A 23,044-nucleotide genomic window follows, 5' to 3' on the forward strand; every position below is an offset into this window, starting at 1 on the left:
ATCATTTTTTCCAATATACTAATCTCAGGTATCATGGTATACAAGCTTTCATGGCTGTTGCTGTTGGTATTTCCTGTTGCTGCCCTGCAGGTGCAGGCGCAGGAACTTACCCTGGAACAATGCTACAGTCTGGCCGGAGAAAACTATCCCCTTATCAAAAGATACGAACTGGTGAAGGCTACCAGCCAGTATTCCCTCGAAAATGCAGGCAAAGTATATCTGCCACAGCTCAGCTTTTCTGGTGCTGCTACTTATCAATCAGATGTGGTACAGTTCCCGGATATTCTGCCTCCCGGTTCCAATATTAAGTTACCGGTATTCAGCAAGGATCAGTATAAATTAGTCGGCGAGGTCTCTCAAACCATTTACGATGGCAGCGCTGCGCATTACAAGAAAGAGAATATCCGTGCCAATGCAGCGGCGGATAAACAGAATGTAACGGTAAATATGTATGCGATCAGGGACCGCATCAATCAGTTGTACTTCTCGGTATTATTGATGGATGAACAACGTAAACAAAACGCCCTTCAGATTTCTGACCTCAATAACGCGATTGAGAAAGTTAGCGCATCCTATCGTAACGGTACTGCCTATAGAAGTAATGTGGACGAACTGAAAGCGGAAATGTCAACCGCCCGTTCGCAGGATATAACCTTTAGGGCTAACCGTAACGCCTATCTGAAAATGCTGAGTATTTTTGTCGGAAAAGAACTGCCGGAAAGTACACAGCTCCAAATGCCTGCAGAACAAGCTACTACAGCGGAAATTAATCGCCCTGAACTGGAATGGTACAAATATCGCCGGAAAGTAACCGACACGGAAGAAAAGCAGCTGAAAGCGGATTACCTGCCTAAGTTCAGCGCCTTTTTCCAAGGTGCTTATGGCCGCCCTACGCTGAATATACTGAGTAACGATTTTGGCCCTTGGTATATTACCGGTTTGCGAATGAGCTGGAATCTGGGCAGTTTATACGGCCTCAAAAATAACCGGCGGATACTGGAAGAAAATCGCAAATCCATTGCGGTAGAGGAAGAAACATTTCTCTTTAATACGCGCCTGTCCATGGTGCAGGAAGACGGCGACATTCGTAAATACAAAGAGATCATTGTGGAAGATGAAGAGGCTATCTCCCTACGGGCTGCCGTAAAACAATCTGCCAAAGCGCAACTGGACAATGGCGTGATCACCGTGCATGATTACATTGCTCAGTTGAACGCAGAAAATCAAGCCAAACAATTACTCATCCTGCATAAACTGCAACTGTTGCAGGCAGGCTATCAGTATAAATTTACTTCTGGTAATTAATTCATACAGCATGAAATCATTTTTCTCATTGGCTGCCGTCCTCCTCCTGCTTAACTCCTGCGGAAATAAAGGTGTTCCCTATGATGCTGCCGGTAATTTCGAAGCAGATGAAGTGATCGTCTCTGCCCAGCAGAATGGAGAAATTCTTTCCCTCCAAACACAGGAAGGCGCTACTCTTCGTATAGGTGATACCGTTGGTAGAATCGACGTGAAAATTCCCACCCTGCAAAAAGACCAGGTGGAAGCTTCCATAGCGGCGCTGCAACAGAAAACCAGCACTCCGGCGGAGAAGAATCTGTTGGTCCGAAAACAACTGGAGGTACAGGAATCGCAGTTGGAGCAACTGTTGAGGGAACAACAACGTACCACCAATCTGGTAAAGGAAGATGCCGCTACGCGGAAACAACTGGATGATCTCAACAGCCAGGTAGATCAAATGCGCAAACAAATCAGCGCCACTAAACAGCAGATGTCGCTCGACGACTACAACACCAGTGTTCAGAACAGAACGGTCATGAGCGAGAAAGCGCCATTGGAAATTTCAGCGGCACAATACGCCGAACAAATCCGGAAAGGACTCATCATCAATCCCATCAATGGAACAGTTCTAACGCGCTATGCGCTGGCAGGAGAACTGGCTACTATCGGCAAGCCACTGTATAAAATCGCAAATACAGATACTATCTGGCTTCGCGCGTACGCAGATGGTACGCAGTTGCCACAAATCCGCCTTGGACAACAAGTACAGGTGCGTATTGATCAGGGTAAAAAGGATTATAAAAATTATAAAGGAACGATTACATGGATTTCCGATAAATCAGAATTCACACCTAAGACCATTCAGACAAAGAATGAAAGAGCCAATCTGGTATATGCGGTAAAAATCAAAGTGGTGAACGACGGCTACATCAAAATAGGTATGTACGGCGAAGCATTGTGGTCTCACTAAAAACAACAGTCCATGAACAGTGTTATCCTGGAAGGTATTACTAAAACCTACGATGATGGAAATGTAATGGCGGTGGACAATGTTTCGCTGCAAGTGAAGCCGGGCGAGCTTTTCGGACTGATAGGCCCTGATGGCGCTGGGAAAACGAGCATTTTTCGTATACTCACTACCTTACTGCTGGCAGATAAAGGCACGGCCTCCGTTCAGGGACTGGATGTAGTAAAGGATTATCGAAAGATCCGTAATATGATCGGCTATATGCCCGGTAAATTCTCTCTCTACCAGGATCTCACCGTCAAAGAAAATCTCACTTTCTTCGCCACCTTGTTTGGTACAACGATCGCCGAAAACTATGAGGTGATAAAAGATATATATGACCAGATAAAACCGTTTAACGACAGACGCGCCGGCAAACTATCCGGCGGTATGAAACAGAAACTGGCATTGTGTTGTGCCCTCATACATAAGCCGGAAGTACTTTTCCTGGACGAACCCACCACCGGTGTAGACGTTGTTTCCAGGCGCGAATTCTGGGATATTCTGAATCAACTGAAAGCACAGGGCATTACGATTATGGTTTCCACACCTTATATGGATGAAGCCATTTTGTGTGAACGTATCGCTTTGATGCAGGAAGGAAGTATTATGCAAGTGGATACGCCGCAGCAAATTATCCGGAGCTATCCGGTACGACTATACGCTGCCAAGGCGGATAATATTTATAAACTGGTACAGGATTTTCGTATGCTCGATGCCGTTAGTAGCTGTTATGCTTTTGGAGAATACCTGCACCTTACTATGAAGGCAGATAAGCCCGGAGATATAGATGCACTGCGGGAATACGGTATCTCACATGGGCATCAGGGACTGGAAGTAAAAGAAATAGAACCAGGTATTGAAGATACTTTTATCCGTTTAATGAACCGTAAAGCACAAACAAATGGCTGAACAGGTAATCATATGCAAGGATCTGACCAAGCGGTTCGGCGACTTCATGGCCGTCAATAAGATTTCTTTTGAAGTCAACCGTGGAGAAATATTCGGATTCCTGGGGGCCAACGGGGCCGGCAAAACAACCGCCATGCGTATACTTTGCGGCCTTTCATATCCTACCAGCGGCGCCGCTACTGTTGCGGGTTTTGACGTATATAAGCAACAGGAATCTATCAAACGTAATATCGGTTATATGAGTCAGAAATTCTCACTCTATGAGAATCTGACCGTATTAGAGAATATAGAATTTTATGGGGGCGTATATGGACTCTCCCGCAAAACTATTCGAAGTCGCAGTGATGAACTCATCAATCAACTGGGACTGCAACAGGAAGCGCGTAAACTGGTAGGAGAGCTGCCGCTGGGCTGGAAACAGAAGCTGGCCTTTTCTGTGGCTATTTTCCACCAGCCACAGATTGTGTTTTTGGATGAACCTACTGGTGGCGTCGATCCTGTAACGAGGCGACAGTTCTGGGATATGATCTATGCCGCTGCAGCCTCCGGTATTACGGTTTTTGTAACCACTCACTACATGGATGAAGCGGAATATTGTAACCGGGTAACGATTATGGTGGATGGCAAGATTGAAGCGCTGGATGCGCCGCAGGCCCTGAAGGCCCGTTTCCAGGCAAATAATATGGAAGAAGTTTTTTATCAGTTGGCGCGTGGCGCCAAACGTTCATCAGACTGATACATTTATGAAACAGCTGCTGGTATTTATCAGGAAAGAATTTTATCATGTGTTTCGCGACCGGCGTACACTGCTCATCATGTTCGGGCTGCCGGTGGCACAGATACTACTGTTTGGCTATGCGCTGACCAGCGAGGTGAAAAACGCGCATATCATTATCAGCGATCAGTCTATGGATGCCAATACCACTAAGATCATCCACAAGATCCAATCTTCCTCCTATTTTATTACCGAGGTAAAATCATTGGCAGGAGAGGAGATAGACGCAGCCTTCCGGAAGGGGGTAGTCAGGGCAGTATTAATATTCCCGCCGCAATTTGGTGAAGATCTGCAGCATAAAGGCAAAGCAAACGTACAAATAGTCGCGGATGGCGCAGACCCGAACACCGCTAAAACGATTATTAATTATCTGACAGCAATATTGGGAGACTACCAGCAATCGCTGGCAGATGGGGCTAGTGCGCCGCCTGGAATTGTACCGGAGTTACGGATGCTGTATAATCCAGAGGGAAACGGTTCTTTGAATTTTATCCCAGGCGTGATTGCGCTCATATTTATGATTGTCTGTTCCACGCTGACATCCGTTTCCATCGTGCGGGAAAAAGAACTGGGAACCATGGAAATTTTGTTGGTGTCGCCTTTTCATCCGATCATGGTGTTGATTGCTAAAGCAATTCCCTTTCTGGTGCTGTCTTTGGTGAACTTTACTTTTATCCTCGTGCTCTCTGTCGGTTTCCTGGATATCGCTATCAAAGGGAGTATCCTGTTGTTGTTTGCAGAAAGCACTTTGTTTATCATTACCTGTTTATCGGTGGGACTATTGATCTCCAATATCGCTAACTCCCAACAGGCAGCCATGTTGATCTCCATGATGGGCATGATGTTGCCCACTTTATTGCTTACCGGATTCATGTATCCGCTGGATAATATGCCTTATATTTTACAGCTAATCTCCAATGTAGTACCGGCCAGATGGTATTACCTCATTGTGAAAGCTGTGATGCTGAAAGGACTTGGATTTAGTTATATCTGGAAAGAAACGTTGGTGTTGGTAGGTATGACAACGGTACTCTTGTCGCTGGCATTATTGAAATTTAAAACCAGGCTCTCATGAAAACGCTGGGATTTTTATTACAAAAGGAATTCAGGCAGATTGTGCGGGACCGGATCATCCTGGTGATGATATTTGCCATGCCCACCATACAGCTCATCATTATGCCCATGGCTGCAAATTTTGAAGTAAAGGATATTCGTATAGTCGTGGTAGATAATGATCATAGTTCCATGACGGCCCGGATGTTTTCCAAGATAGGCGCTTCCGGCTATTTTCATATAGTGGGCTATGCCAGTTCCTATCAGCAGGCATTATCTTATGTGGAGCAGGAAGAGGCAGATGTGGTACTGGAGATCCCAGCTCATTTTGAACGTAATCTGGTCAGAGAGGGGCGGCAGCAGGTGGCATTGTCGATCGATGCTATTAATGGTGCGAGAGCTTCTATTGGTGGGGCTTATCTTACCAATATTATTAATGACTTCAGTCAGAGTACAGCATTGGATGTGGTGAGAGACGCGCATCCGGTAACTGCCAATACGCCCGTCATTCAAATGAATTATTCTATATGGTACAATGCAAGGGAAGAGTATAAGTATTATATGGTTCCTGGAATTTTTGTGCTCCTGTTAACCCTCATTGGCGGCTTTCTTTCTGCCTTGAATGTGGTGAAGGAAAAGGAGATTGGTACCATGGAGCAGATAAACGTGACCCCTATACGCAAATGGGAATTCATTGCCGGGAAGCTGATACCTTTCTGGTTGATAGGGATGATTATCTTCACGATAGGCTTGCTGGTGGCATATATAATTTATGGTATTGTATCAGTAGGATCAATCGGGCTGTTATATTTGTTTGCGGCCGTATACCTGATAGCCTTGCTGGGATTTGGATTGTTGGTATCTACTTATAGTGCCAACCAGGTGCAGGCGATGTTCCTTGCATTCTTCTTCATGATGATATTCGCTTTAATGAGTGGGTTGTTTACTGCGATTGAAAGTATGCCAACCTGGGCGAGAACTATTTCCAGTCTGATTCCTGTTACGCATTTTGTGAAGGTCGTGCGCATGGTAATGCTGAAGGGCAGTACGTTTCAGGATGTGCATATGGAATTTATTTACGAAATTATTTTTGCAGTAGTGCTCAATACATGGGCAGTTATCAACTATAGAAAAACTTCCTGATAGTATATTCGCATGATTTCATGCTAGACAATTTGACACTATTTTAACGGAAACGTTTGCTGCTTTCTTTGCATAAACGTAAAATTATATCTCAGGGGCTAAGTTTTTCCTGATATTATTCTGGTCAATTGATGTACAATTTTATCAAATAGCTCAATATTTTTTAGAAACCATCAAAATGAGCCTTGGGGATCAAGATTTTGTTAAAATAATATTTATTTCAATCGATTGCTTTTTGTATTTTTGATATTGTACTGTTTTACTGATACAATAAATTCCATCATCAACTGAATCAACTAAAGAGAAACAACTAAAATCTTCCCACGTATGAAATTTAATTAACGAGAGAAGAGGGCTGTATGCCTATTTCCATGCAAACGTTTGCTGTTGCCAAAATCGATTTAGTCGGCTACCGGCTAGGCTTTCTATTGCTATTTTATCGTGCATTTATCATCTGTAATATACTGGTAGCTACCGGTACGACCTTTTATTGCTAAAAATTAATACCTAATGATTCACTATTTACCACGTTCTTCATCGGGTAAACTACGTTTACACTGGATGATGCTGACACTGATACCCGCAGCCGGGCTGATGTACACTGCCCCTGCTCAGGCGGCGACCGGTGCATCCGGTTATGCGGCCGCTGCATTCTTTCAGCAAGATCCTTCCCAGTACCACGTTTTAACAGGCGTTGTGACAGATGAAAAATCACAACCCGTGCCAGGAGTAACCATTGCGATCAAAGGTACCTCCCATGGTACAGTCACAGACGAAAAAGGCGCATATACATTACGTATACCCAATACCGTTAAATCGCCGGTGCTCGTATTCACCTCTATGGGATTCACTCCTAAAGAAGTAGCATTTGCCAACCAGAAAACATTAAACCAACAAATGGTCACCGACCAGAAAGCACTCGGTGAAGTTGTGGTAGTAGGCTATGGTACCCAACGTAAAGTAAACGTAGTAGGCGCCGTTTCTGCTATCAAAGTGGATGAGCAAATGGCCGGCCGCGCTGTCTCCAATGCTTCCTCTGCTCTCTCCGGTATGGTACCAGGACTCTCCGCTACCCAATCCAGCGGGATGGCAGGTAAAAACGGTGCAGACCTGGTAATCCGCGGTATGGGTACTGTAAATAATGCCAAACCACTCGTAGTAGTGGATGGTATGCCAGACGTAGATATCAATACCGTTAATATGAATGATATCGAAAGCATTTCGGTGCTGAAAGATGCCACTTCTGCTTCTGTATACGGTTCCCGCGCTGCAAACGGCGTTATTCTCATCACTACCAAATCCGGTAAAGGCCAGAAAAAAACACTCTTCAACTTCACCGGATATTATGGCGTCACTCAACCTACCAAATCATACGATTTTATGGCGGATTATGCCCGCGCACTTACGCTGGAACAACGTCTCCAGCAAGTAGGTACCGCTCGTAATCTCCTCAACTTTAAAGATGGTACCATTGATCAATGGATGGCAATGAGTATGGTCGATCCGCTGCGCTATCCTAACACAGACTGGTGGAGCATTATTATGCGCGATGGGGTAAACCAGAACTACAACCTGTCTGCCAGCGGCGGTAATGATATTTCTAACTTCTTCGCTTCTGTTGGCGTACAGGACGAAAAAGGGCTGCAGATCAACAATACCTACAAACGCTATAATGCCCGTTTCAACTTCGATTATAAGTTACGCAAGAACATGAACGTGGGGATGAAGTTCGCTGGCGTATGGTCTAAATATATGTATGCCATGGACGAAGGCTTCACCGATGCGGATGGCGGTAACGTGGATCTCCAGTATGCGATCGCCGGTATCACCCCTTACGACCCTGTTACAGGCAAATTTGGAGGCGTAATGGCTTATGGCGAAGACCCACAGGCATTCAACCCTTATATGCGTTATATGCAGGCGCCTAATAACCAGAATCGCCAGCAATTGAATGCAAACGTTTACTATACCTGGGAGCCAATTAAAGGCCTCACTGGTAGAGTAGACTACTCACTGGGCTACTATAACCAGTTTGCCTACGGCGCTGCTATGCCTACGATTGCATACAACTTCCAGACAATGTCAAACGGTAGCCGTACCTACTATGGCTCAAACGCCGGGATCTCCAATACCTCCATTTCCGGTTATAAAACACAGTTGAATGGCGGTCTGACCTATCACAAGGCTTTCAATAAAAACCATGACCTGACCATTCTGGGTCTTTACAGTGAGGAATATTGGTACGAACGTAATCTGAGCGCCAGCCGCAACGACCGCGTGTATCCCAACCTGCATGAGATTGACGGTGCATTGACCAGTATCATGAGCGCAGGCGGTAACTCCAGCACAGAAGGTCTGCGTTCCTATATCGGACGCGTAAACTATACCGCATACGATAAATACCTGCTGGAAGTTAACTTCCGTACCGATGGTTCTTCCAAATTCCTCCCTGGCCACAGATACGGTTTCTTCCCATCTGCGGCGCTAGGATGGAGATTCGTTGAAGAAAACTTTATCAAGCAATATACCAACGGCTGGTTGAGCAACGGTAAACTCCGCGCTTCCTACGGTACATTGGGTAATAACAGCGGCGTTGGCAGATTCGAACAACAGCAAACGCTCGCATTGGCAACCTATTTCCTCGACAGAGATATCCAGAAAGGACTGGTATACCAGAAAATGGTAAACCAGGATCTGACCTGGGAAACAACCTCGGTGTTTAACCTCGGTCTGGACCTCGGTTTCTTTGACAGCCGCCTGAATGCGGAACTGGATTACTATGATCGTCTGACCACCAACATGAACAGACCTTCTGATATGTCTATCCTCCTGACAGGCGCTTACAATGCTCCCCGTAAAAATATCGGTAACCTCCGTAACCGCGGTGTGGAACTGAATCTGAACTGGACCGATAAATTATCCAACGGCCTCCGTTATTCCATCATTGCTAACGCTTCCTATAACCGCACCAATCTGGAAAAATGGAATGAATACCTGGGCCGTGGCTATCAATTCTTAAACATGCCTTACCGCTTCGTGTATACTTATACCGACAGAGGAATTGCCCAAACATGGCAGGATATATATAATGCTACCCCACAAGGAGCCTCTCCTGGCGATATCCTCCGCAATGACGTAAACGGCGATGGTATCATCGATGGAAACGATAAAGTAGCTCAGAAAAACTTCCAACGCGAACGCCCTACTACCAACTTCTCATTAGGTGGTAATGTGGGTTGGAAAGGATTCGACTTCAGCTTCCTGCTTCAAGGTTCCGCAGGCAGAAAAGATTTCTGGTTAAATAACTATAACAACACCAACTTCTCTGCACAACGTTACGCTGCTACCTGGGACCACTGGAATAATCCTTGGAGCCTCGATAACAGAGACGGTGCATGGCCTCGCCTCGGTGGTTACAGCGGAAACCGCGATGAATCTACCTTCTGGCTGGACAACCTGGCTTATCTCCGTCTGAAAAATCTGCAATTGGGATATACACTGCCGCAGAACCTGATGAAATTGCTGAAAATCAACAGTGTCAGAATCTATGGCTCCGCAGAAAATATCGCTACCATTACCAGCTACCGCGGCCTGGACCCTGAAGTGAGTGGTAACAAGAATACAGCTTACCCGTTGCTTAAATCTTATTCTGTAGGCTTGAATGTGGGATTCTAAAATTATTATCATGAAGAAATCAATCTCTATTATACAAACTACACTGGTGGCGGCCGCTGTCGCTGTCTTCGCTACCGGTTGTACTAAAAATCTGCTCGACCAGATGCCTACCACGGAAGTAAACGTGGACCAATTCTGGAAATCAGAAGATGATGCTACCTATGCAGTAATGGGCGCCTATAACGCTACCCGTAGCGTGTTTGACCGCGATTATTACTTCGATGGCCAGGGCGAATACACGAAAACACGTGGTACTTCTACCACTTCCACCAACGCTGTTGCATATAACCCTTCCAGTAGTGCCGGTTACTCTCCGCAGTCGTACGGCGATAAATTCGATAACTATTTCGAAGGGCTCTATGGCTCCGTTAACAGAGCGAACTATGTTATCGTCAATACCCAGGACCTGATCAACAGAAATATAGGCAACGCTGCCAACCTGCAACGCATCATTGCGGAAGCAAAATTGCTGCGCGGCATGACCTATTTCCGCCTGATCTCCATGTGGGGCGATGTACCTTACTTCACAAAAGTAAATACCACCAATAGCGACGTGGCTACGCTGTCACGTATGCCGATAGCGCAGATTAAAGACTCCATTATGGCCGACTTTAACTACGCTTTCGATAACCTGCCGGTGAAGTCTACCCAGATAGGTCGCGCAGCAAAACCCGCTGCCCTGGCTTTCCGTGGTAAGCTCCAACTGTTCTGGGCATGCTGGAATAAAAATGGCTGGCCTGAGCTCACTGGTTTCAAACCGGATGCAGCTGCAGCGGTGGAGGCTTACAAAGCTGCGGCGGCCGACTTCGGCCACGTTATCAATGACTATGGCTTGACCCTTTTCCGTGGCGGAGAACCTGGCGCCATCGATACTTTGGGCGGTGCGGATATTCTGCCTAACTATTTTTATCTCTTCCAACCAATCGCAAATGGCGATGCAGAGATGATCATGACTTTCACCCACGGCGGTACCAATACCGGTCAAGGTGAAGAACTAATGCGTGATTTTGGTGGTCGTACCCAGGAAAGTGCACAGTGCTGGGTGAATCCGCGCTACGAAATTGCTGACAAATATCAACTGACTACCACCGGCGATTTCGCAGCGAAACTGATTCCGATGGACCCCACCAAAGCAGGCGCAAGAACCACCCTCAATTCCGCGGTGAACCCTGCCAGCTACGCTAACCGCGATTACCGCATGAAAGCGACCATGCTGTGGGATTACGAGAAAATCATCGGTATGGCTTCCCTGAAATCTTCAGGCTTCGCGCCATATATCTATAAAACCTGGGGCGCGCAAATTACGCTCGGTGGCGTGAATTACATCACCTATAACACAGATGGTACTAAAACGGGTTACGTCTTCCGTAAGTTTATCCGTAACTACGCTGGTCAAGGTCGTAGCGATGGGGATTATAACTATCCGGTAATGCGCCTGGCAGATGTATTCCTGATGTATGCCGAAGCCTCCAACGAAGCATATGGCCCGCAGGCTGATGCCGTTGCCCTTGTGAATAAAGTGCGTCATCGTGGAAACTTACCTCCATTGACGGGTGCGAAATATGCGGATAAGAATACTTTCTTCTCTGCTATCGAACAGGAAAGAATCGTGGAACTGCTGGCGGAAGGTCAACGTGGTTTCGATCTCCGTCGCTGGAGAGCGCTGGAAAGAATTTGGGGCGGAGTAGGCGCCACCGGACGCTATCTGCTGGATACGCAAGGTGCTCAGAACGATCGCTACTATAATAATGCGATCGACAGAGATTATACCAGAGCATATATCTACAAGATACCACAAGGTGAACGCGACCGCAATCCGAACCTGACGCAGAACACTCCATGGTTATAATTCACAGACCCTTCTAAAAAGAATTGTATGAAAAAATATATCATCATCAGTGCATTAGTGATGGCTATCATCAGTATCATGTCTGGATGTAAAAAGAATGATTTTCCGGTAGATGAAGATGGTCTGTTGATCACCACCCGTACCGATTGCTATGTGTCCAATTTCGAGCTGCTGGGACCCGACTTCCAGACTGTCAGATCGAAAGCGCCAGTGATTGATACCACCGCTTGTACCATCAGTCAGGAAGTACTGTACGGTACTGATTTACGCAGCGTATGGCCACAGTTTTCCCTGGCACAGGACTGCAAACTGGATCCGAAAGTGACCGGTAAAACTGATTTCTCTGATCTCGCTAATCCCCGTCAATACACCGTTATCTCCGGCAACAGGCAGATCAGAAAAACCTATAAAGTAATCATTACTGTTCAATCAAGGTAAACGCTGAACCATGACTATCAATTTCAAATCATATATACCATTCATCGCCGGAATCGTGCTGTTGTTTACAGCATGCTCCAAAAGTGATGATTATGCAGTGCCTACTCCAAAGGATCAACTGCAGAACGATTGTATCAAACGCTCGCTGGGGCCAAATCTTGTAGGCAGCAATATCGAATTTGCCTACGCCATGGCGCTCCCTAAAACAAGAGGTAAACTGGTGTCGGCACAGGTGGAAGCCAGCATACAGGGCGCTGCAGGTACTTACCTGGAAAACAGATCCTTCTACACCAATAACAGCGGCGTGGATGTTCCTGTAAAAATCGGCGATCCTTCGGTGAATAACGGTAACGCCACTACGACAAATTTCACCGTGGATACCAACGCTGCAACACTCCGATACTTCTATCAGGTACCGGAAGAAGCGCGTGGTAAAAAGGTTTCTTTCACCTTCACCGCTAAAAGCAGCAATGGTGAAACCGTTACCTACAAAATGGGCCCTTATACCGTTTCAAAAATGGATATGGCGCTGGACCTGGGGGTAAACGATGCGGATTCCAGCTATATCTCTATTGCAGATATGAAAGTTTATCGCAGAAGTCAGCCTGTTGATCCTACAAAAATCGACCTGATTTACATGTACCGCACTTTTCCGACGGTTACATTCAAACATGCCCTGGTAGCGCCTGCGGCTCCTAAGGAGTACCTGACGGATTTTGTGGTACCTAACAACGCCACCAATGATGTACGCCTGGTAAAAGCCTTTAACCTCCGCGATCAGCAACTGGCCCGCCAGCAATACGGTATCTTCATTGATGATCCGGACTTCCTGGCACAGAATTTCACCAATATGCCCGACTACTTCCTGAATATTAAACAAGAAGCCGGCGCATGGGTGGAAACAGCTGATGGTAAATACCGCGCATATATCTACTTCAATGTGGTAGATGATGCGAAGAAAAGAATGACCATCAGTATCAAGCGTTATACAATGAAATAACCTGTATGACTATACGTAACGGGGATTATGAAAATAGTCCCCGTTGCTTTTTTACAGTGGAACCGTTATGAAAAAACTACTTTTGTTGCTACTCCTGTTCCCTGCACTCCTAATGGGACAGTCCACATTCAAACATCCAGGTATTAACCAGTCTGCGGAAGACATGACCTTTATGAAATCCATGGTCCTGGCTGGAAAAGAACCATGGAAAGGAGCCTTCGACCGAATGATGGCCGATCTGGATACAACTTATGAAGTAAAAACCTTTGCTCATGTGATGCGTGGTCCTTATGGCCGTCCTAATATTGGTGGGGTAGACCTCAGCAAAAGTGCAGGATTAGCATACGATTACGCTGTTGCCTGGTACATTACCGGCAGAAAACAATATGCTGCCAATGCTATACAACTGATAAATGCATGGTCAGAAAATTTGTGGGATTTTGATTATAATGATGCCAGACTAATGGTCGCCTGGACAGGCCATGTACTCTGCAATGCAGCGGAAATCCTGAAGTATACCGACGCTGGCTGGCCTGCTGCACAACAGGATGCATTCAAACGCATGCTGCTCACCGTTTATTACCCTGTTATAAAAGATTACTACCCGCAGGCCAATGGTAACTGGGATGCGGCCATGATTCATACGCTAATAGCCATGGCAGTATTCCTGGACGATCGTCAAATGTTCAATAATGCAATAGATCATTACTACCACGGACCTGTAAATGGTAGTCTCTGTCGCTATATCTATCCTACAGGACAATGCCAGGAAACCCTCCGCGATCAGGGACATGTGCAGCTAGGTATCGGGGAGTTTGCCGGTGCAGCGCATATTGCCCTCACACAAGGCGTGAATCTGTTTGAAGTGGCGAACCATCGAATGCTCCTGGGCTATGAATATACAGCCGCTTACCTCCTGAGCAAACACGTGTCTGCCTATGGCAAAATTTCAGATCGCGCTATGCGATTCAGCGATTTCTATGAACCTGCTGTCAGCTATGCAGCCACTATGAAAACAAATTTCCCAAATACATTCGCTGTGGCGGATTCTGTGCGACTCACCGCTTCCAGGAGTATTTTGGTGCATACCCGAAAACCTATGTCTGTTCAAAAAAAATTAAGTCCTGGAATCTCTCTGATGAATTATATGGCTGGCGCTGGCACGGGCTTACAGCCAGGAATTGCAGGTCTGCCAATCACCGTTACACCGGCTGATAGTTTACAGGATGCTATCGATAAAGCAGCCGGTTCCGGAAGGATATTATTGCTGAAAAATGGCATTTATACGCTAACGGCTACACTAAAAATACCTAGCAACATAACAATAGTAGGAGAGGGTACTGGTACCATCCTGCATATAGATCCGACGGCAGGGATACGAGACGCGATGACCAATGCCAGCGCAGATATGCATGACGTAGTGATCCGAAACCTTGTACTGGATGGTATGGCCAGTTTGGACTATGGCAATGATCCTAACAGCAGCCGCTCCTGGAAACCGAATGGGAGTCGCGGTGGAATTATTTTCCGCTCAGAAATGCCGGCGCTCTTCCGTAACATCTCCCTGGAATACCTGACAGTAAAGAATTTTACCTACTCCGGCGTACAGATTTTTGGAGCCAATCATATCCGGATTAAAAGATGCGATTTTAATGAAAATGGCTCCAGCGTGGTACCAGGAGCGGGGTTACTCCATAACCTGCATATCACGCATGCCACAGATGTGCAGATGGATAGTAGCCGTTTAGTTGGTTCCCCATATGGCTGTGGTCTGGTACTGGATAAATCCAGTCAGGTCAAACTGGAGAACTGTGAGATGGGGCGCAATGCCATGTATGGCTTGCTGGCATTGAATTGCAGCGAACTGGTAATAAAAGGATCGTTGCTGGAAGCAAATGATAAGGGGGGAATGATGTTCCCCTGCTTGCATACACCCAACAAAAATGTAACAGTAAATAATAACGTGTTGCAATGTAATGGCGGCTATGGTATTGCCTCCTATGCTACTGTTAATGGGGTATTTGCCAATAATACCTTTTCTCTAAACGGGCAGCATACACAACAAACAGATATCAGTACTGAACGAAAATATACTTACTAGTCGCGTATGAAAAAGAAACTGTTTTTATTGGGATGCTGCCTCTTTGCAGCGTTGGTTTCACCCGCTCAAAACCTGATGAGTGGCCGTTATACGGAGCAGGACCTGCATACCCGTTTGATTCCGCGGGATCGTTGGGAACCTTTCCCCGGGCGTTCTAACCGGAAAGTTTGGACAACTGTAGACACTGCCCTGGCAGCAAAAACGATTCAGTTGGCAACATCCTACCTGCATTATGAATGGCCGGGTATTCCGGCTACCACTTCGTTGTTGATCGTGAGAACTGGCAACCGCAGGGATTATCAGGAAATTGCCAACAAGAAAAGAGAGGTCCTGGCCACCCTGATGATGGCGGAAGTTTATGAAGATAAAGGTCGCTTTACGGATGATATCATCAACGGGATATGGTCTGTTTGTGAAGAAACCTTTTGGGGAGCTTCGGCGCATCTGCCGCGCTCGAAGGAAATCAGTGGATTGGCAGATGCCGCTAATCCTTTCGTAGAGCTGTTTTCTGCGGAAACGGCTGAACTACTCGGATGGGTGGATTACTTTATGGGCGATAAACTGGATGCCGTTTCTCCGCAAATACGGAAACGCATATACGACGAAACCAATCGCAGAATATTTACGCCACTGATGACAAAGCATCATGGCTGGATGGGCGACAGTGGCAGCGGACGCCGTCCGAACAACTGGAATCCATGGATTTCTTCCAACTGGCTTTGTGCCGTGTTACTGCTGGAACATGATGAAAATAAACGTGCAGCCGCTGTCAGCAAAATCCTGCATACCCTGGATCAATTCCTGAATCCCTACCCGCAGGATGGCGGTTGTGATGAAGGTCCTGGATATTGGAGTGGCGCTGCGGCCTCTTTGTACGACAATATCTGCCTGCTGAATCTGGCTACCAGCAATGCTTTCCAATATGTGCTGGCAGATGAAAAGGTGAAGCATATGGCGCAGTTTATATATAAAGCCCAGATCAGCGAAAATTATTTTATTGATTTTGCAGACGCAGACCCGCGTCCGGGTATGAACGGCGCTTTGATATACCGCTTTGGAAAGGATGTGAAAGATCCGGATATGATGCGCTTCGGCGCGTATTATGTACGTACAGAACATCAGCCATGGAGAGGAACCTACATGTATTACCGTAACTTATTCTCCTTGTTTATGCAAGATGAATTCAGTCATGCAGAGAAATCGCTGCCATTGCTGGCAAATACCTGGTGGCCTGATCTCCAGGTAATGACAGCCCGTGATAAAGCAGGCGATTCAAAAGGTTTCTATGTAGCCGCAAAAGGTGGCAATAATGATGAAAGCCATAACCACAATGATGTGGGCAACTTCATCGTATACTACGACGGCCTGCCGGTGCTCATAGATGTAGGTCGTGGTACCTATACCGCCCGAACCTTCTCCGACAAACGCTATGATATCTGGTTCAACTGTTCGGATTATCATAACCTTCCTACCGTTAATGGCTACACGCAAAGACCTGGCCCCGCCTATAAGGCTACTCAGGTGAGCAGCGCCAATAATACAGGGGCCAGTACAATGCAATTAAATATCGCAGATGCCTACCCTAAGGAAGCGGGAATAAGCAGCTGGAACAGAACGGTACAGCTGAAGAGAAACCAGAAAGCGGTGATTGAAGACCAGGTAGCACTAACGAAAACCGATAGTCTCACTCAACATCTCATGACCTGCTTCCCAGTAGAAATACTATCTCCGGGCGTCCTCGTGATTCACGGCGAAGGCCGCGATTATCAGCTGACTTATCCTGCCGCTAAACTCAATGCCAGCATAGAAAAAGTGACATTGACAAAAATGGAGGATGAAGGTATTAAACAGAAATGGGGAGATAATATTTACCGGATTAACCTGAAGGCTATCAAGCCATCTGCGAAGGAAAAGTATACTTATACTGTCACACCGCTAAGAGTAACTGCGTCGGCGTCTGGACTGTAAATACCGAAAGGAGAGAAAAAGCAGCGACGCAATGCAGGCAACGATAAGCCCCCAGCGTAGGTACCTGGCCGTTGTAATCGGTATACCAAGACCTGTAGCTAAAGCTATATAGGCAGCAAGGCATACAGGACACTTGGGTATCAGTGCCAGTACCACGCCTGGCGTGGCCCATCGAATGAAATGGAGGAGGCGCCGGATAAGCGGCCGGCGCACTTTCCTCACCCGGTTGCAATTACAGGAGTGTTGCATGGCAATACATTTAGTGACAGCAGCTGCCGTTGCCCGTAGCGACTGGCTGCACTGCGTACTTGTCATGATGTTTCATCCAATCCATAGTATGAGGCCCGTCCTCATTCCTGCCGAGTGGAGCAATATCCAGGTAATTGTAGGTGTTTATCATCTGATCCATTCCTCTTGAATAAGCGGAATAAGTATGATAAATCTCTCCGTTTTCCTCTTTGTAGAACGCGCTCAATCCAGGCAGTTCTTCTGACTTATTGGGTATCTTGGCGTAGTTGTAATACACCCCTCCATTATTTAATTCCTCCGGCGTAAAGGAAACATGGTAATCATAATTGAAATCGCTGCCATTCGAGGAAACCCACTTAAACTTCCAACCCATTCTTTGCTGAAAACGCTGGATTTCTTCTAATGGCGCTCTGGAAACCACTACCAGACTAACATCATGGTTGAGTAGATGCGGTAAAGTACCATCAATGCTGTCGGCATTAAAAGAACATCCCGGACATCCTTCTGCCCATCCCGGACCCAGCATGAAATGCACTGTGATCAACTGGCTGCGGCCATCAAACAGATCGGAGAGGGTTTCTTTTCCTTGTGGTCCGTTGAATTCGTAGGATTTCTCTACATGCTCCCAGGGCAGGGCCATTCTTTCCTTTGCCACCTGGTCCCGCATGCGGGTCAATTCCTTTTCTTTTACCAGCAAAGCTTTACGGGCAAGATCCCATTCTGCTGGCGATACTACTTTGTGTTTCGTTTGCATAGTTAAATGGATTTTCAGAACACAAATATCCATTTACCATTTTGCATCCATGCTGTGTGAAAACGTCAATTTGAGGGTGGTTTGCGACACCCTAAACGGGTGTAATGCGACAGTTAAAATGAGTTGTGACGACAGGAATTATTCTGCGCACAACTCATTGTGTATCAATCTATATGTATCAAATATCAGAGTTGGAGCATGAAGTTATGGGCCGACATCTTATACCCATGTTGTAAATACAAGCGGTGCGCATCATTGTTGGTATAGCCAGAGCTCAACCGCACACTTCCCAGTCCTTGTCGGATAGCCAGGTCTTTCACATGGTTCAGTAATAAGGAGCCATATCCTTTACCACGATATTCCGGTAATGTAGACAGGTCATCTATGTAGATATGTTTGCCGCATAGTAGTTTGTTGAGATGGCGAAACCCTGCAATGGCAGCCACTTTAGAAGGATCGTCATCTGCCATAACATAAATCAGCATATACCCGTCATCCGTTTGCATATCCTTTACCTGGGAAAGTACCTTGTTCCGTTGCAGCATTGGACGCAATTCCAGGATAGCGTCGATACAGCCAATGATCGCTTCATCCGAATCGGCATAATAAACTTTACGCATATACGATTATTTTACCTCCGGCAGATAATGCAGGGGAATAGCAATCCTGTTCCAGCTATTAATAGCGATAATCATCATTATTATTTGAGCAGTTCCGTCCACATCAAAATATTTCACTACTTCCTGGTAAGTTGCTTCACTCAGACCGTTCTTGCTGATTTCAGTGATCTCTTCAGTGATTGCAAGAATAGCACGCTCTTCAGGGGTATATACCTGCGCTTCTCTCCACGCATTGAGTAAATAAATTCTGGCTTCCGTTTCGCCATATTTGCGGGCATCTGCGGTATGCATATTGATACAGAAAGCACATTTGTTGATCTGAGAAGCCCGGATCTTTATCAATTCTTTCTGAATAGGAGTTAATTTGGAGTTGGCATGTAATGCTTCTACAGCAGACAAAGCTTTATAGGCTTCAGGGTAAACTTTTGCCATATTGAATCTTAATGCTTCCATAACTATTGTTCGTCTTTTGTTTTATGAATTAATGATACAAATGTATATTTGATCTGGACTATTCAGGTAGTCCACTTATTAATTCATAAGTAGTCCAGATGCTGCCATATAAAACCTTGCTTCGAATAGATAAATCCAGTCGTCAGGCGGTTTATCTCCAAATCGCCGGTCAATTCATTGGACTGATCCAGGATGGCCTGATTCAACCGGGAACTTATCTGCCAGGGAGTCGTGTGCTGGCGGAATTACTGGACCTGCACCGTAAAACAGTTATAGCTGCCTATGACGAATTACAGGCACAGGATTGGATCACCGCGATTCCCCGAAAAGGAATGATGGTATCTGAGAATTTACCGGAAATAAAACCTCGTTCTTATAATAACGGACTGCATGCCTACGCGGAGGGACCGCAGTTTCCCATATATGAGGCACCCACATTACCTGTTCTAAGAAGTAATCAGCCTTCAAAACTGGTGATCAATGATGGTTTCCCGGATGCGCGACTCGCTCCGCTGGATGAATGGGCCCGTGAATGCAGGTCCATTATTCAACGACCAGCCTATCATAAATACCTGGCCTTCGGTCCCGCAGAAGGCAATATGCGGTTGCGGAAGGAAATGCTGAAATACCTCGCCGATACAAGAGGATTAAATATCCGCGAGGAAAATGTTATGATCACCAGAGGGGCACAAATGAGTATATATCTCGCTGCCGCGATGATTATCCAGAAAGGGGATCATATTATAGTGGGGAGTCCGAATTATTTTTATGCAGACCTGGCATTTGAACAACTGGGGGCGCATATCATTCGAGTGCCAGTGGATGAGGATGGGATAGACACGGACATGGTGGAGCAGTTATGCCGCACTAAGAAAATTAAAATGCTCTATATCATCAGTCATCATCATCATCCCACCACTGTTACCCTCAGCGCAGAACGGAGGATGAAATTATTGGAGATCATCCGCAAACATAAACTGGCTGTCATTGAAGATGATTATGATTTCGATTTCCACTACTCAGCTGCGCCCATAGTGCCATTGGCCAGTGCAGACCATGGAGGAAATGTAATCTATGTAGGCTCCTTTACCAAGTCGCTCGGACTGTCTCTCCGCATCGGTTTTATGATCGCGCCGGAAAAGTTTATCCGGAAAACAGCGGCACTGCGTAGATTAATGGACCTTGGCGGCGATAATCTGGTAGAAGAAGCCCTGGCCGGCATGCTGGAAAATGGCACGATCACCAGGCATCTGAAGAAAGCCAACAAACTCTATTGGGAACGGCGGGATCTGGCTGGGGAACTCCTTATCAGGCATCTGCCCGATGAGGTGAGTTTCCGGCTGCCGCAGGGAGGAATGGCTATCTGGTTACAATTTGCCAAACACCTGAAATTACCTGTAGTAGCCGACAAAGCCGCCGAACTAGGTCTTTCCATGACCTATGGCTATCATTATGCCTATAAATCAAAACCGCATAATGGCATGCGCTTTGGCTTCGCTTCGCTCAATAACAGGGAACTGGTAAGTGTAGTCCAGTTGTTGGCAAAAGCTGTAAAGTCTTAGCCAATAGGCTTTAATCGCCAGGTAGCACGGGATTTTTTCCTGGACTTTACCTTTTCCATTTGCTCCGGGGTTAAAGATTTCAGGAAATAGGGGAGACTGCTCAATCGGGAGCTGTCTTTCTCTGCTTCTTTATCTATTTCAAATCCCATCTCCGTGAAAAATTCTTTTGCACTTTCGAAGGTCTCAAATTTTTTCTCCTCAATATTGTGCGCCTTCAGAAAGGCCATCAGCGGATCATCCGGGCGGGAGTACAACTTGGCGGTAAATGCTGGCTCATCGCGGGTGTAGATGTCGGCCGTAATCCAGTACCCGCCTCGTTTTTGCAGGATGCGGTGTATGATCTGGCATAGCTGTTTCTTTTCCTCCGGATCGAGGTACATCAGCAAGCCTTCGTTTACAATTACCAGCGGACCGGGTGGGAATTTCGCAACGATGGCTTCGAAAGCAATTTCATCCAAAGCATTCAGTGGCAATACTTCGAGGTGGCCTGCCAGCGGGCCGGGATGTAACTGTTCCAGCAGTGCCTGCTTAGTGGAAATGAGGTCCGGCAGATCCGTGTCTATATAAAAATATTCCGAATTTTCCGCTGTTTTTAATCCCCGGAAAGAGAAGCCAGAAGAGAGTTCCAGTATATTATGAATCGGCAGATCTTCCAATAGCTGGTTGATACTCCAATAGCGATCTTCAAAATGCATGACCCTGCCCCAAAAGTAGGGGTGCTTTACTTCAAAATCCGGTGTAAAGGGCTCAGGCGCATGTACGAGAGTCGCTGCTTCCAGGGCATAAGGGATTTTTGTCACACTTTTCAGGAACAATAATCCTTTTGCAGATGGACTAATAGTATTATAATCGCGGGGTGCAGGCATATATCTGATTTTCAGTATGTAAAAATAAGAAAGCCATTCCTCAAACAGAAGAATGGCTTTGGAAAAAATAGCATGATTCCGTAATTAGCTTGCTATTACCGGATGGCTCTCAGCAGGCGGCTCCAGCGGATGCCTTCAGGATCATAACTCATCCAGGTAATCCATGCCTTACCCACCAGGTGATCTTCCGGTAAGAATCCCCAGTAGCGGGAATCAATGGAATTATGGCGGTTATCGCCCATCACCCAGTAGTAATTCATTTTGAAAGTATAGGAAGTCGCAGGCTGTCCGTTTATAATGAACTGACCATTTTCTTCTTTCAGGTCATTATGTTCATATATTCGGATGATACGGCGGTATAACGGCATATTAGCACTGGTAAGTTGGACGGTTGTTCCTTTGGCCGGAACTACCACCGGTCCAAAATTATCCAGGTTCCAGTGAAACTGGGCGGTATCGTTTGGAAACAGCGCCGGATCAGCTATGGACTGGTCTGTATAAGGTGTAATGTTTTGTATAGCAGGCCAGTTTTTCATGGCTTGAACATCTGTTGTACTGAGATTACATACATATTGACCTGGTTGCCCTGTAGGCATAGGTTCATCAATGATGCCCATTTCTTTCAGTCGAACGGGGTTCAGCGCTTCGCCGCTGGTCTGCACCAGGTATTGCATTTCCGCAGTCGGAGCATTGAATCCAGGTTGGTGATTGACACTCACCACGCTATTGGCGATAGAAATAGTGTCTCCGGGAATACCCACACAGCGCTTGATAATATTTTCACGTTTGTCTACCGGTCTAACGAGGATATGGAATTGGTTCCAGACTTGTTCGCGGCCCAGCTGGCGCACTAATTCGTAGTAGCTTGTACTTTGTTCCACTTCCAGGGCCACTGTATCGCCTGGAGGGAGATTGAAAACAACAATATCGTTTCTGCTGACAGAAGAAAACCCTGGCAGACGTTTATATGGCAGTTCCCATGCCGTGCTATAGGAGGGCATGGAGGTGGTAAAAGGCATCTTGTTGTGTACCAGCGGGATAGCGAGGGGTGTCATCGGCAAACGTGGCCCGTAGGTAATTTTACTAACAAAAAGGTAGTCATTGATCAACAGCGTACGTTCCATAGAACCCGAAGGAATACAATAAGCTTCGAAAATAAACATCCGGATAATGGTAGCCGCAACAATGGCAAACAAGCCAGCATTGAGCCATTCCCGTATTACGGATTTCTTTTTAGCAGTAGTCGGGCGTTCGCGTCCGAAGAGTTTCATATGGAATAATTTACCTGCCAATTTCGGGGAAAAAACCCGAATTGTCACCTTATTATTACCGGCGG

The 23,044-nt window shown here is 46.2% G+C and carries 18 protein-coding genes; 13 read left to right on the plus strand and 5 right to left on the minus strand.

Features of this window, described 5'->3' with window-relative positions; all coding sequences use genetic code 11:
- The first annotated feature begins 33 nt into the window (after nt 1-33).
- The 12 genes from CLV59_RS18630 to CLV59_RS18685 all read left to right on the plus strand — a co-directional run bounded on the left by CLV59_RS18630 (nt 34) and on the right by CLV59_RS18685 (nt 17,204).
- A complete protein-coding gene (locus CLV59_RS18630; protein WP_111593587.1) occupies nt 34-1,305 on the plus strand; it encodes a TolC family protein in 1,272 nt (423 codons plus the stop codon).
- Nucleotides 1,306-1,315: 10 nt separating this feature from the next.
- Entirely contained in the window at nt 1,316-2,254 is a 939-nt protein-coding gene (locus tag CLV59_RS18635) for an HlyD family secretion protein (RefSeq protein WP_111593588.1), read from the plus strand.
- Nucleotides 2,255-2,266: 12 nt separating this feature from the next.
- Complete coding sequence (locus CLV59_RS18640) at nt 2,267-3,202, plus strand: ABC transporter ATP-binding protein (protein ID WP_111593589.1); 936 nt, start codon at nt 2,267-2,269, stop codon at nt 3,200-3,202.
- The gene (locus CLV59_RS18645; protein ID WP_111593590.1) at nt 3,195-3,938 is read left to right on the plus strand and encodes an ABC transporter ATP-binding protein; all 744 of its coding nucleotides are present in this window, start codon (nt 3,195-3,197) and stop codon (nt 3,936-3,938) included. Before CLV59_RS18640 ends, CLV59_RS18645 begins: the two co-directional genes overlap by 8 nt.
- 7 nt (nt 3,939-3,945) lie before the next feature.
- Nucleotides 3,946-5,052 (plus strand): ABC transporter permease, encoded by a 1,107-nt coding sequence (locus tag CLV59_RS18650; RefSeq protein WP_111593591.1) that lies wholly within the window; start codon nt 3,946-3,948, stop codon nt 5,050-5,052.
- Nucleotides 5,049-6,173, plus strand: a complete 1,125-nt coding sequence (locus CLV59_RS18655) for an ABC transporter permease (protein ID WP_111593592.1) — start codon at nt 5,049-5,051, stop codon at nt 6,171-6,173. The genes CLV59_RS18650 and CLV59_RS18655 overlap by 4 nt, the downstream gene beginning before the upstream one ends.
- A 510-nt stretch (nt 6,174-6,683) precedes the next feature.
- Nucleotides 6,684-9,848 carry a SusC/RagA family TonB-linked outer membrane protein gene (locus tag CLV59_RS18660; RefSeq protein ID WP_245950892.1) on the plus strand — a complete coding sequence of 1,055 codons (3,165 nt, stop codon included), beginning with the start codon at nt 6,684-6,686 and terminating at the stop codon, nt 9,846-9,848.
- Between the two features lie 10 nt (nt 9,849-9,858).
- The gene (locus tag CLV59_RS18665) at nt 9,859-11,697 is read left to right on the plus strand and encodes a RagB/SusD family nutrient uptake outer membrane protein (protein WP_211323967.1); all 1,839 of its coding nucleotides are present in this window, start codon (nt 9,859-9,861) and stop codon (nt 11,695-11,697) included.
- A 27-nt stretch (nt 11,698-11,724) separates the two neighbouring features.
- Nucleotides 11,725-12,135 carry a DUF5018 domain-containing protein gene (locus CLV59_RS18670; protein ID WP_111593595.1) on the plus strand — a complete coding sequence of 137 codons (411 nt, stop codon included), beginning with the start codon at nt 11,725-11,727 and terminating at the stop codon, nt 12,133-12,135.
- Nucleotides 12,136-12,145: 10 nt separating this feature from the next.
- Nucleotides 12,146-13,135 carry a DUF4466 family protein gene (locus CLV59_RS18675; protein WP_111593596.1) on the plus strand — a complete coding sequence of 330 codons (990 nt, stop codon included), beginning with the start codon at nt 12,146-12,148 and terminating at the stop codon, nt 13,133-13,135.
- A gap of 67 nt (nt 13,136-13,202) precedes the next feature.
- The gene (locus tag CLV59_RS18680) at nt 13,203-15,236 is read left to right on the plus strand and encodes a right-handed parallel beta-helix repeat-containing protein (protein ID WP_111593597.1); all 2,034 of its coding nucleotides are present in this window, start codon (nt 13,203-13,205) and stop codon (nt 15,234-15,236) included.
- Nucleotides 15,237-15,242: 6 nt separating this feature from the next.
- A complete protein-coding gene (locus CLV59_RS18685; RefSeq protein ID WP_111593598.1) occupies nt 15,243-17,204 on the plus strand; it encodes a heparinase II/III domain-containing protein in 1,962 nt (653 codons plus the stop codon).
- A gap of 259 nt (nt 17,205-17,463) precedes the next feature.
- Here the strand turns inward: CLV59_RS18685 and CLV59_RS18690 are convergent, their stop codons facing one another.
- The 3 genes from CLV59_RS18690 to CLV59_RS18700 form a co-directional block, all read right to left on the minus strand.
- Nucleotides 17,464-18,207: a DUF899 domain-containing protein gene (locus tag CLV59_RS18690; protein ID WP_211323969.1), complete on the minus strand. Its 744-nt coding sequence runs from the start codon at nt 18,205-18,207 to the stop codon at nt 17,464-17,466.
- 185 nt (nt 18,208-18,392) lie between these two features.
- On the minus strand, nt 18,393-18,827 hold the full coding sequence (locus CLV59_RS18695) for a GNAT family N-acetyltransferase (protein WP_111593600.1): 435 nt from the start codon (nt 18,825-18,827) through the stop codon (nt 18,393-18,395).
- A 6-nt stretch (nt 18,828-18,833) separates the two neighbouring features.
- Nucleotides 18,834-19,280 carry a carboxymuconolactone decarboxylase family protein gene (locus CLV59_RS18700; protein WP_111593601.1) on the minus strand — a complete coding sequence of 149 codons (447 nt, stop codon included), beginning with the start codon at nt 19,278-19,280 and terminating at the stop codon, nt 18,834-18,836.
- Between the two features lie 98 nt (nt 19,281-19,378).
- Here CLV59_RS18700 and CLV59_RS18705 point away from each other — a divergent pair, with 98 nt between their 5' ends.
- On the plus strand, nt 19,379-20,842 hold the full coding sequence (locus CLV59_RS18705; RefSeq protein ID WP_111593602.1) for an aminotransferase-like domain-containing protein: 1,464 nt from the start codon (nt 19,379-19,381) through the stop codon (nt 20,840-20,842).
- Here CLV59_RS18705 and CLV59_RS18710 read toward each other — a convergent pair.
- On the minus strand, nt 20,839-21,708 hold the full coding sequence (locus tag CLV59_RS18710) for a class I SAM-dependent methyltransferase (protein ID WP_111593603.1): 870 nt from the start codon (nt 21,706-21,708) through the stop codon (nt 20,839-20,841). The genes CLV59_RS18705 and CLV59_RS18710 overlap by 4 nt on opposite strands.
- A gap of 95 nt (nt 21,709-21,803) precedes the next feature.
- Nucleotides 21,804-22,979 carry a signal peptidase I gene (lepB, locus tag CLV59_RS18715; protein ID WP_111593604.1) on the minus strand — a complete coding sequence of 392 codons (1,176 nt, stop codon included), beginning with the start codon at nt 22,977-22,979 and terminating at the stop codon, nt 21,804-21,806.
- Nucleotides 22,980-23,044 lie beyond the last annotated feature (65 nt).

It is taken from the genome of Chitinophaga dinghuensis, assembly GCF_003259435.1.
GTDB classification, from domain to species: Bacteria; Bacteroidota; Bacteroidia; order Chitinophagales; family Chitinophagaceae; genus Chitinophaga; species Chitinophaga dinghuensis.